Below are 12,225 nucleotides of genomic sequence, written 5' to 3'. Positions count from 1 at the left end.
TACTGTCAGGACCCAAATCGATTGGTCAACAAGTGGTTATTTATTCGATAAGCCTTTACTAATCGAGTTTAGCTGAGGGATAACTTTTGAAACATAATTCTGGTAAGATGCTAAATCTTTCTCTTCAGGAATTAACCTTTTTCCAGAATTGACCTTAAACTGATCGCTAAGTGGAATTTTTGACCCTAAATCTTTCTTGATCTTATTATATAAATCAGGATCTAACAAAGTATTGGAACTCCAATATTCTTGGTTGTAAGGGACCATGCTTTCAAAGCCTATGTATTCCATCCCCCGTTCAAGCGATTCTAAATCTTCTTTGGACTTGACAAACTGGAAATTCTCAAAATTGACTTTTTCAATTATTGTAACCTCGCTTCCTTTCCGATATGGCCTGGGGTTTCCAATATTAACTGGCCCGAAGAGTTTCGACTCCAATTGAACCTCACGAACAAAAATTTTGTCATTAGATTTTTCAAAAATGGCTGAAAGACTCCCACCCATTTGTCGCTCGCGGCCCCTTCGATCTTTAGGGAAGGCGATATAGTTGTACTTAGAAAAGTTGATTGAGATACTTTCTACAGACTCTCCTGAATCATTCAAAACGACTTTTCCCTCTCCTATGAGGAATAAGTCTGAATTGGTTTTGGTACGCTCCTCATCTTTTGAGGTAAACAAAATAATTTCTTTTCCATCTTCTAAATCATACCGAAAGTCATAATACTTTAGATTAGAAGTCGATAAGGGCCAGGAATACTCAAAAGCTTGAAGTAATTCTCTTGAATAAAAAGGTTTTATAAGGTACTGATCAGACCGATCCATAGCCTGTGAAGTCTGACCTGATGCGATAGTATCACCTATGGACCAATCCCAGTGATGACTTCTTCTTAGCTCTAAAGGGACAAAAAATTGATAGGAATCACCACCTGCCCAACCTGCTTGAACAAAATCATAAGGCTTCCATTTTTGACTTTTAGATGTTAAGGAAAGACCCGTACCTTGAATAAAATCGATGTATTTTTCGCTCTGTTTGACTGCGAAATATCCGCTGAAATTTGAAAGATATGCCTCTTTTTCCAGGGCAGGAGTTATGTTTTTATTCAGATGCTTGAGGTGATCTTCAGGATTACGAAATGACTTTATTTCAATTTCCTCCAAAGCGATTTCCTCGCGTTCCAAATAAATAGTTGATTTGGATTTGGAATTAAGGACGAATGAACTGTCTTTAAAAAAGTAGCTTTTTATAAAATAACTGGTCTCTTCTTCAAGAGAAATGTGGCCTAAGCTATCTGTGATTCCATAAACAGTCCCATTTTCTGAGAAAATTGGAAGAAATGGGATGGAACTGGGCTTTCCCTTTTTGTTGCTTTCTTTAAAAGAAAACTCACGCTTCGTCTCACTGACCTCCTGACTAAACGTACGGAATGAATTAAAAAATGCTACTGTGAAAATTGCAGCAACTTGTATGACCAATTTAAGCTTATTCATTCGGGTAGTTTAATTCGATAAATAACTATTTTCTCCTCTTTTTCAAATTGTTTGTTATAGGATCCGTACAGATATGGCTCTTTGTATCCGAAGTATTCAAACCCTTTGGGAACAGCTTGATCCATTATTAAGGTGTCATTTCTATAAAGTTGAATTCCGTCTGAAGTTTGACTGTTTTTTGTGTAGCCCCGAACCAATAAATCTCGCTCTTCAATAAAGTCTAATGTGGTATAATGGTTGACTTTTGGTCTGATCCCTTCTCGGCCCAAATCATATTCGGTCACATCAATAGCCTGAAGTGTAGGATAATCAATTATCATATTTTGGCCAGCTTGACCAAAAGCATATTGAATCATTCCCTCGGATGAAAACTTGTAAAGGAGACTGTCCGCTTCAAAGCTCTGAATGAAAGAATTATCCTGAAAGGTTTCTATAGCCGTACCCATTAAATAGGGTATAAAATTACTCACTGAATAAATGGGGGGATAGCTACCTGTGATTTGCACCTTACCGGTATTTAGATCCAGCGTCCCTAAGTTTCTTGCTTCTTTAAAATAATCCTGATTCAAAATATAGTTATACTCTGGATGAGTGGAGGATATCTGAAGAATAACATTTCCATTCTGATGCCACTTAGGCTCCTGATACTCATAATGAAGTTCATAAATGCCTGCATATTCTGGCTTTGGATTCCTCAACAATTCATCGTAAGAGGTCTCTTCATGGTAAAAATCCAAGGTGCCTCTCTTGAAAATAGTCCAATCCTTATCAACCAAGTAGTAATCATAACTTCCACCTAAAAGAAATAGCCCCTCATTTCCAGAAGCTATGGCAATAATGCCTCCATTGATTTGATTTGGGCCATCACCAATTCCTATTTGCGTCTCTTTTAGGCTTAGACCGTCTGAAAAAATATGAATAACCCCGGTACGCTTATCCGTTAGGATGATTTGATCATTGAAAATCTTCCAAATCCCAATCCCGGAAAAAATTACGTCCCTATTCTCCAAGGAATCAATTTCTAGGGATAAGTCGCTTGTACCAGAAGCCCTATAATAAGGGATTTCTTCTCCTCCAAACTCCACCTTTTCAGGAGAAAGACATGAAAGCAAAAAAATGGGAAAAAAAGCCCCGATCAGAAACTGCCTCACGAACAATAGGTCGAGTAAGAAATGATAATCGGGGTATTTCATGCTTTTAATATTGAATAGACTAAAACCTAGAAAAAATTGAGACTTTGCAAAAATCTAAAATTAATTTTCTATTCCCAAAAAACTAGGTAATAATATCTAGTTCAATTTAATTTTACTTTAAACAAAAGCTTCCCTCAAATACTTCGCAGTATAATTCCCTTCTTCTTTCATCATATCCTCCGGAGTTCCTGCAAAAGTCAGATGTCCATCTTTATTCCACCTTCAGGACCAAGGTCTAATACCCAGTCCGAGGACTTGATTACTTCGGTATTGTGCTCGATGATGATGACCGAATGGCCCTGATCAGTCAAGGCACTGATAAAAAAGAGGCAACCCTAATTTTCACAATAAGAATTAGATTATTGTCTAATAAATTTCCGAACTAAAATACTGTTTGAGTTCTTTGCTGCCTCGAGTTGGGAAATTAGTCTTTGAATCTTTTCTCTTGGAATTAAGAACTTTTTGTCCTCTTTCAGATAGTAATTTCCATTTTCTTCTTCAAAAGATTCAGCTTCTGAGAACGATTGGTAGTATTTTAAAAGGCTTTCAACTTCTTCGGAATTATATATTAGATAGTTATATTTGTTTTCAATTTCTTGAAAAGGAAACTTATTTACTGGTAAAAAATCAAAAGAACTAAATACTCCTTTTAAATTTTTTAAAAACTTAAAATCTTGGATTTGAGAAAAAAGGATTATTGAATCATTTCTTGCAGGAAAAATAGTAAAAATACTCTCTTCATTGGCAACCCAGAAATCTACCAAATTGGCTCGATCTTCTCCTGAAACTTTAAAATCGATAGATTTTATGCTGCTGTCTATTTGATCATATATCTTAATACTTTGACTGGAATTATCGTTGATATAGATTTTACTTGAAAACTTTTGAAAGAAGGTATTTGGAATAAAAGTCTTAGAATCAGGTTCATCCCCTATTTGCTTCAAAACCAATCCAGTACTGTCAATCTCAATGGTTGTACTTTGATTTTTTAGGTAAGATTCATGAGGGTTGACAAGGATGTACCCATTTTTAGATTTACTGAAATCCCTTATCTGTAAATTAATATCCTTCAATTCATAGTTAAATGTTTCACCGGAAAAACTTAGAATCTTCCTCCCAAAATCATATATGTAACTATTCCCTTTATTATCTAAATCGAAAGAATTTATTTGGGAATATTCTTTTGGACCTTGCCCATGTGCGTTGATGATTCCCTCTAATTTTTGTTTTTCGCTATCAATGATAAATAGACAATTGTTAAAATTGTCATGAATGTAAATCAAATCACCAACAGCCTTAGAGGAGAAAATATTCCCTATCAATACACTGTCAGGTAGTCTGATAGTAATAAGCTCACTTCCCTCAAATAGACTTTTAATATCCAACAGTTCTTCGCTTGGATCAGATACAATCTGAATTGATCCGGAGGAAGATTTTTCACTGCACGCAAATAAAAACCATAAAAATGCAATTGGGAAAATTGTGAATATGGAGTATTTCATATGATTATATTTTGATTTTTAGCGGTCATATGGAATGCCCTGAATAATCCTTCCCCTGTGTGAGAACTTTTCTCATGGGCATTTCATGTGATTATAATTTCTTTTCAATTGTCATTCCGAAAGCTACCTTAGGTTTGATAGGTTGAAAAATGTAAGGTTTTAAAGTATAATTGAAGCCCTGTCAGCGACCCAGCGATAGCTTTAGATGTCAGAGATCTAACCCGATATTTGGGACTGACAGGTTTCAAGAACCAAGACCTGTATAAGATATCAGTCAAACCTGTTAAGGTTATTAGGTAACGGTTCTTTACTTCAATTATCTAACAACGAAAGTATGCAATTTGAATTATTTATTGGAATTGATGTAAGTAAATTAACCTTGGATATTGCCTTTCTAAGCCAGGACGCAGAAGTGGAAAGCTTCAAAATCGAAAACAAACCAGTATCGATTAAGCGGTTCTTCAAGAAGATATCCAAGAAGTTAAACCTGGAGCATTCCTTAGTCTGCGCAGAATTCATAGGGCATTACTGTTATCCTTTACGTAAGGTATGTCTTGAAGAAGGCTATTCGCTATGGCTGGAAAGTGGTGCCGAAATCAAGCAACGATCGGGAGTAACCAGGTACAAGAATGATAAGGTGGATGCCATCAGGATTGCTGATTATGCAAGAAGACATCAGGACAAAGCGAAAGTTCAAAAAATAGAGGATTACACGCTAGAGTCAGTCAGAGCACTATCTGCTGAACGAGAGCTATTTATCAAAGAAAGAGCAAAGTATAAAGTCCAAATCAAAGACCTGAAGGGATTCATGGATGAAGCACTTTACAAGGCCAGAAGCAAGCGTTTAACAAAGCAAGTAGACTCTTTGACCAAGCTGATTAAGGAAGTCGATCAGCAGATCAAATCGTTATTGGAATCCAGCGAAAAGCTGACAAACCAAAAAGCCATACTCACTTCAATAGACGGTATCGGGGACCAAGTCGCCATCCATACCATTCTAGCCACCAGTGCCTTTACCAAATTCAATTCTGGGAGGAAATTCGCATGCCATGCAGGAGTTGCCCCTTTTGCTTTTGAATCAGGAACCAGCCAGCGATCCAGACGAAAAGTTTCATTCAGGGCAAATATGGAACTCAAGAAACTATTCCATATGGCTGCACTCTCGGCGATAAAAATGAAAGGCGAATTCAAAGAATATTTTGATAGAAAAGTAGCAGAAGGCAAAAATAAAATGACTGTGATCAACGCGGTAAGAGCTAAACTAATCAACCGGATTTTTGCCTTAATCCGTGATAATAGAAAACACGAAAAAAATTATCAACCAAACCTTGCCTGATCCATAAGAATATTGGGACATCTTAGTGTGTGACGTTCTCGTTATGCTCGGTTTCATATGTTTAGTTTTAAATAAATATTGAGGAGGAATCTCCCCCTCAATATTTTTAATAAAGATGATTATGCACCTGCAAAACTAGGTGGAGTACACGCTGTTCTTACCACTTTTTGGGAACATTCTGGTGCCTCCAAACCATTATTACATGCATCCATATCGGAACCGTTGACACAACAAGTCACTTTGGTGTATCCCATAGAAAATATTGGCTCACGCCCTATCGAAACTGTTCCACTTGAACTATACCACACATCGGAAGACCTCATGTTTCCGCACCAATCAGCCTTTGCTTGCTCACAAAAACCAAGCATTGCCAGAGATAAAACTGATACAAAGAGAATTTTTTTCATAACAAAGAAAGTTAGAGTTTGAAATAATTTGTCCGAAAAAGTTTAGTCCTGAAACTTAATTCCACGCTAAGAAAAAAAAACAGACCTAATCGTCAAGTTTTTATTAAAATAAAAAATAGGTGAATTTATTAAACCGCTATAAATCAATAATATAAAATAATGAATTGACTTTGTCTCAGTCGATAGGAAATAGTTACAGCCAAAGAAACTGTCCTGGTCGAATAAGAAATTCAACGCTCAATTGGGTTTCAAATGGAGGAATTTTTATCAAAACCATTCATCTCAATTGAAAATGTAATTTACCATGAAAATCGTAAATCGTACTTTCGATTTTCATGGTAAAATCTTTGTTATTCTAAATTAATATTTACAATTTTACCATGAAATCCGTAAATCATACTTTCGATTTTCATGGTAAAAGACCGCTTAATTTTTCCATTACTTAAGGAATACCTTTCTATTTTTCCAGCTGTTGGACTCCTTGGGCCAAGGCAGCTGGGGAAAACTACGCTTGTCAAGAACCTGAAACTCGAAAAGGACAGTATTTATATAGACCTGGAAAAAGCCTCTGATCGTGCTAAATTGGTGGATGCAGAACTTTTTCTGAAAGGACAGGCGGATAAAACGGTGATTCTCGATGAGATTCAATTGATGCCGGAATTGTTTGCAGAACTCCGTAGCCTGATCGATGAGCAACGCGAACCAGGAAGATTCATTTTGCTGGGGTCTGCTTCACCGGATTTGATCAGAAGTTCTGCGGATTCCTTGGCTGGGCGGATTGGCTATTTGGAATTGAAGCCTTTTTTCTTGGGAGAAATCGAGGATTCAGAATTCGAAAAGCTCTGGATTCGAGGTGGTTTTCCTTTATCCTTTTTGGCGAAAACGGATCGCGAAAGTCAGATTTGGAGGCAGAATTTTATCAAGACCTATCTGGAAAGGGATCTGGCCCAAATAGGCTTGAGTACAGATCCAAGGCTGGTGGAGCGGTTCTGGATTATGCTGGCAAATGCCCAAGGAGGAATCTGGAATGGAGAAAGTTTTGCCAGAGCATTGGGGATTACACGTCCGACGGTAAATCGTTACCTCGAATTTCTGGAAGGTTCCTTTATGGTTCGTGTGCTGCAGCCCTATCATCACAATATCAAGAAACGTCTTGTAAAATCTCCCAAAGTCTTTATCCGAGACTCGGGCTTGCTACATGCGCTGACTGGGATAAACTCGATGGAAGCTTTGCAGAATCTCGTGCAGATTGGTGCTTCATGGGAGGGGTTTGTGATCGAACAGATTACGGCCACTTTCGGAGATCAATACGAATACTATTTCTACCGCACCCATCAAGGAGCGGAATGTGATCTGCTTTTGGTGAAAAATGGCATAGTGAAAACTGCCATCGAAATCAAGAATACGCTCTCACCAAAACTCACCAAAGGCCTTCAAATCTCCATGGAAGATACCGGAGCCGAAAAAGGTATTGTGATCTGTAGAATTGGAGAGGGATATCCGCTTTCTGATAAAGTAAGGGCGATGGGGTTGCCTGAGTTTTTGGGAAAGTAACCAGAGGACAAAATCACCTAGGCTAAACTGGTTCAAGTATTCAGACTTGTACTTAAATCAACTGAAGACTTCAACATGATAAGCACAAGTCCGAAGACTTGCGCTAGATCAGATGTTATTTTATTCCTTAAGATTCCAAAAAATCAAAACCAACCAATCCCGCTCTAATTTGTAACGATTTTTTTCAACAAAATCGTGAATTTTTGCCTCTGGAAACTTCGATTTTAATAAGTCCTCATTTCTAAGATAATTATTTAAAAAAGTGGTTGAAGAAAGTCTTTGTACGAGCTGACCTTCCCGCTGCCATCTTGGAAAATTTATAATAGGCAACCCATCAAGATCGTTTTCTATTTTAAGATATTGATTTTGTGGATTCAATCCTCGATCCAATAAAATCAAATGGCTTTCTTTTCTTCCCTTTGTAAGGAACATGTAATACTTGTTTCCTACAGCAAAAAACTGATTAATATACTCTACAAGATTTGAATATTCATCTTCTGGAGCATCATCAAATCGGCCATTTGAAAAAAATAGTCGATCTGAATCTGATAAGTTATACGGGCCAAAATCAAACGTCTTTATTTTTTGTAAGTCTCCATTCAAATCAAAAAAAGCGATGTCGTATGAGAAAGGAATTTTTAAAACTATTTGTTTCTTTGTTTTATCTTCAATAAAATCCTGTTCCAAAGAAAAAATTTTTCTACCTGCGTATCCTTCCTTCGGTGGATAATTTTGTTCTATTATTTTTCCTTCGATATTTTCTTTCACCAAGTTGAATTCTCCTTGATTAAGTCTATTGCTAAAGAAGTGTAGTTTAAAATCTTTTGCTGCATAGAAATCTATCGCTTTATTGCTGGCTTTTTCTTCGTAGAGAAAGTTTCCCTGAAAATCAAAAGCGATGAATTTGTCCAAAAGGGTGTCCTTAATGAGGATTTTGTTTTTTTCAACTTGAAAATCATCAATATAACTAAACTGCCTTGGTCCATTTCCCTGACTTTTTATGACATTTAAGACCTTCCCGTTTTGATCTATTATGAATATATGATTTTGGGTATTGTCCTCAATAAATATCAAGTTCTCGTAAAAAAGAATTCTATAAGGTTGGACGATGGGAAAATCTTCTGAATAATCAATCAATAAATAGTCAAAAGAATCCACAATGTCAGAGGTTTTGCCAGCTACCGATCCATCCAAATTGATAAAGATATTATCTTCAGATTCATTTTTTGGGGTGGCGCAAGCACCCAGAACCACAAGAATAAAAGCGATTAAATTAGTTTTCATAAGAAAAGACCTCTAGGAGTTTATCCTAGAGGTTAAATTAGAGGTTAATTATCCTAAGCCCTGAAATTCAGGACAAGAAGTTTGCTGACTGACTTGGCACCAGTCTGACCCGCCCTCGCGACATCTTTTTTGTGCCCCTTCAGTATCAGGACATTGTTCGGTTTTCATATAATAACCATACGCTACGACTTGGGCATGAGAATTTGAGGATATTGAAATTATGAACATCATACCGAGTCCAAGGATTATTCCAATTGATTTTTTCATTTGTTTAGAATTTAAAGATTAGAAATTATTTTGTTTTGTTCAAAAAGTTTAGGCCTGAAACTTAATTCTACGCTAAGAAAAAAAAAAACAGACCTAATTGTCAAGTTTTTTAAAGATAAAAAAGCAGGTAAAGTTATAATCTGTTGGTAATCAGTATAAAAATTTAGTTTGATTCATGGTGGATGATTATAAAAAAATCCAAAGTCTAGCACTAGATTGAGGAATTAAGTTAAAGATTGCTTCGCTTTGCTCGTAATGGAGTAGGGACTTCGCTGGAGACCTTATACAAACGCCTCCCGCAAATACTTCGCAGTATAATTCCCTTCTTCTTTCATCATATCCTCTGGAGTTCCGGCAAAAGTCAGATTTCCACCTTTGTTTCCACCTTCGGGACCTAGGTCAATTACCCAGTCTGAGGACTTGATTACTTCGGTATTATGCTCGATAATGATGACCGAATGACCCTGATCAATTAAGGCATTGATGGAGTGGAGGAGTTTTTTGATGTCGTGAAAATGTAGTCCTGTCGTCGGTTCGTCAAAGATAAATAGGATATGATCTCCGGCTTTTGTTCCACCTTTTCCAAGGAAAGAAGCCAGTTTCACCCGCTGAGCCTCACCTCCTGATAGGGTATTGGAGCTCTGTCCCATCCCGATATAGCCGAGTCCCACTTCCTGAAGCGGTTGGAGTTTGTTGATGATTTGAGTTTTGCCTTTGAAAAACTCTAAAGCTTCATCTATAGTCATATGAAGGACTTCAGATATATCTTTGTCTCTGTACTTGACATCCAATATTTCATTTTTAAATCGCTTTCCTTTGCAGGCCTCACAAGTCAAATGAATATCAGCCATAAACTGCATCTCCACTGTAGTGATTCCCTCTCCGGAGCAGTTTTCGCAGCGACCACCATCTACGTTAAATGAGAAAAAAGCGGGTTTGTACCCTCGCTGCTTGGATACCGGCTGCTCAGAAAAGAGCGCTCGAATCGCATCGTAAGCCTTGACATAAGTCACTGGATTGGATCGGGAAGACTTGCCGATTGGGTTTTGATCTACAAATTCCACTTGGGTGATTTGCTTGTAATCCCCCTCGATGCGATCATATTTCCCACTTTCGTCGATGACCGTTCCAAGCATTTTTCCCAAGGCAGGATAAAGCACTTTCTTAATAAGCGTGGATTTTCCCGAACCTGAAACTCCTGTCACGGTAGTAAGTACATTCAGAGGAAATTTGACAGTTAAGTTTTTCAGGTTGTTTTCCCGAGCGCCTTTTACGATGATGCTATCTTTCCACTTTCGATTGCCTTCTTTTTTGAAAATCTGTTCTTCCCCACGGAGGTATTTTGCGGTGTAGGTTTGCGCTGAAGTCATCAATTCTTCAATTGGTCCTTGGAAAAGTAATTCCCCGCCATTCACCCCGGCGTCAGGTCCGATGTCAATAATCTGGTCTGCAGCTTTCATGACTTTTTCCTCATGTTCTACTACAATCACGGTATTTCCCATGTCCCGAAGTGACTTCAGCACGCCCACCAGTCGATCAGTATCCCTAGGATGAAGACCGATGCTTGGTTCGTCCAGAATATACATGGAACCAACCAAGGCTGATCCGAGCGATGTCGCTAGTTTGATTCGCTGAAATTCTCCCCCGGAAAGCGAAGAAGTCAATCTGTTCAAAGTCAAATACCCCAAGCCCACCTGATCCATAAATTCCAATCGACTGACGATTTCCTTCAGCAATCGATTGGCAATTTTGGCTTGATGTGGAGCAAGTTCAATCTGCTCAAAAAATGGCAATGCCTCATCAATGGGCATCAGTACAATATCCTGAATGGATTTCCCCCCAACTTTCACATAAGAGGCATCTTTGCGCAAGCGTGTTCCTCGGCAATCCGGACAAGTCGTCCGACCTCTGAATCGAGAGAGCATCACGCGATATTGAATCTTGTAGGTTTTGGTTTCCAGATCTTCGAAAAAGGCATTCAAGCCTTTGAAGTATTTATTTCCAGTCCAGAGTAAAGTCTTTTCTTTTTCACTGAGCTCATTATAGGCACGGTGAATGGGGAAATCGAATTCGATTCCTTTTTTGAGAAGCGGATCCAGCCAAGATTTGGAAGACTCTCCTCTCCAAGGTGCGATGGCTCCTTCATAAACAGAAAGATCCTTATCCGGAATCACCAGATCAGGATCGATGCCGAGTACATTACCGAATCCTTCACAGGTTTTGCATGCGCCGAAGGGATTGTTGAAGGAAAAGAAATTGACAGAAGGAAGTTCGAAGCTCATTCCATCCAATTCGAATCGGTCAGAAAAAGTCTTCGTTTCCTGGTCAGGAACCGTGATTTTCACATCTCCATGACCTTCGAAAAGTGCCGTCTGCACGGAATCAGCAATTCTGAATTGATTGTCCTCATCGTCTTTTTTTACACTCGCCCGATCGATCAGGATTTCATATTTGCCTTTGGGTACTTTTTTTTCTCCGATCAGGTCTTCCACAAAATAAACTTCCCCATCAATCAAAATCCGGGTATAGCCTTTTTGCAAAAGCAATTCTAGTTCCTGCTCGATTTTACGCCCGCGTTCCATTTGCAATGGACAAGAAATCATCACTTTGGACCCATCTGGAAAATCTTGAATGTAATTGACGATATCCGTAACGGTATGGTGCTTGACCTCTTTTCCCGAAACAGGTGAGAAAGTCTTTCCAACTCGTGAGAAAAGTAATTTTAAATAGTCGTAGATCTCAGTCGTTGTTCCAACTGTGGATCTAGGGTTTTTTGTATTGACCTTTTGTTGGATAGCGATCGCTGGCGCCACACCTTTGATGTATTCCACATCCGGTTTTTCCATTCTTCCGAGGAATTGGCGTGCATAGGAGCTTAAGCTTTCCACATACATTCGTTGCCCTTCGGCAAAAAGTGTATCGAATGCCAAGGAGGATTTACCCGAACCCGATAGACCCGTGACCACTACAAACTTGTTTCTTGGAATGGCAACGCTCAAACTTTTCAGGTTATTCACCCGGGCATTTTTGATAATGATGTATTTTTTGGGATCGAGGTCGTCGATATCGATTTTTGCGGATTTGGTACTCAAGGTCATAGCTGGCAAAGATACAAAGGCAAAGTAGATTCTGTCTTGGGAACTGGAGAGTTTCTGGTGAAAGAGGAAAGATCAACTAATCTTATAAACATTATT

General features: G+C 38.3%; 8 protein-coding genes and 1 pseudogene. 2 read left to right on the top strand and 7 right to left on the bottom strand.

Annotated elements, in window-relative coordinates; genetic code table 11:
* Positions 1–36 precede the first annotated feature (36 nt).
* From BVC88_RS00375 to BVC88_RS00360, 4 genes and pseudogenes are all read right to left on the bottom strand, one after another.
* Positions 37–1,488: a hypothetical protein gene (locus BVC88_RS00375; RefSeq protein ID WP_075348664.1), complete on the bottom strand. Its 1,452-nt coding sequence runs from the start codon at positions 1,486–1,488 to the stop codon at positions 37–39.
* Positions 1,485–2,681, bottom strand: coding sequence for a hypothetical protein (locus tag BVC88_RS00370; protein WP_075348663.1), 1,197 nt, complete (start codon positions 2,679–2,681; stop codon positions 1,485–1,487). Before BVC88_RS00370 ends, BVC88_RS00375 begins: the two co-directional genes overlap by 4 nt.
* A 117-nt stretch (positions 2,682–2,798) precedes the next feature.
* Positions 2,799–3,010 (bottom strand): annotated as a pseudogene (locus tag BVC88_RS21720) (hypothetical protein); the annotation flags it as partial.
* A 30-nt stretch (positions 3,011–3,040) separates the two neighbouring features.
* The gene (locus BVC88_RS00360) at positions 3,041–4,183 is read right to left on the bottom strand and encodes a 6-bladed beta-propeller (protein ID WP_075348662.1); all 1,143 of its coding nucleotides are present in this window, start codon (positions 4,181–4,183) and stop codon (positions 3,041–3,043) included.
* Between the two features lie 334 nt (positions 4,184–4,517).
* Between BVC88_RS00360 and BVC88_RS00355 the strand changes: the two genes are divergently transcribed.
* A complete protein-coding gene (locus tag BVC88_RS00355) occupies positions 4,518–5,519 on the top strand; it encodes an IS110 family RNA-guided transposase (RefSeq protein WP_075348661.1) in 1,002 nt (333 codons plus the stop codon).
* A gap of 119 nt (positions 5,520–5,638) precedes the next feature.
* Here BVC88_RS00355 and BVC88_RS21100 read toward each other — a convergent pair whose 3' ends face one another.
* Positions 5,639–5,842 carry a hypothetical protein gene (locus tag BVC88_RS21100; protein ID WP_175574357.1) on the bottom strand — a complete coding sequence of 68 codons (204 nt, stop codon included), beginning with the start codon at positions 5,840–5,842 and terminating at the stop codon, positions 5,639–5,641.
* A 495-nt stretch (positions 5,843–6,337) separates the two neighbouring features.
* On the opposite strand from BVC88_RS21100, the gene BVC88_RS00345 reads away from it, so the two are divergent.
* The gene (locus BVC88_RS00345) at positions 6,338–7,480 is read left to right on the top strand and encodes an ATP-binding protein (RefSeq protein ID WP_075348659.1); all 1,143 of its coding nucleotides are present in this window, start codon (positions 6,338–6,340) and stop codon (positions 7,478–7,480) included.
* Between the two features lie 120 nt (positions 7,481–7,600).
* Here the strand turns inward: BVC88_RS00345 and BVC88_RS00340 are convergent, their stop codons facing one another.
* Both BVC88_RS00340 and uvrA read right to left on the bottom strand, forming a co-directional pair.
* Entirely contained in the window at positions 7,601–8,764 is a 1,164-nt protein-coding gene (locus BVC88_RS00340; protein ID WP_075348658.1) for a 6-bladed beta-propeller, read from the bottom strand.
* A gap of 548 nt (positions 8,765–9,312) precedes the next feature.
* On the bottom strand, positions 9,313–12,129 hold the full coding sequence (gene uvrA, locus BVC88_RS00330) for an excinuclease ABC subunit UvrA (protein ID WP_075348656.1): 2,817 nt from the start codon (positions 12,127–12,129) through the stop codon (positions 9,313–9,315).
* Positions 12,130–12,225 lie beyond the last annotated feature (96 nt).

Origin of the sequence: Algoriphagus marinus, assembly GCF_001936475.1 — a bacterium.
Taxonomy (GTDB): Bacteria; Bacteroidota; Bacteroidia; order Cytophagales; family Cyclobacteriaceae; genus Algoriphagus; species Algoriphagus marinus.
The sequence above is the reverse complement of the archived record's forward strand: the minus strand, read 5'-3'. Positions and strand labels throughout refer to the sequence as shown.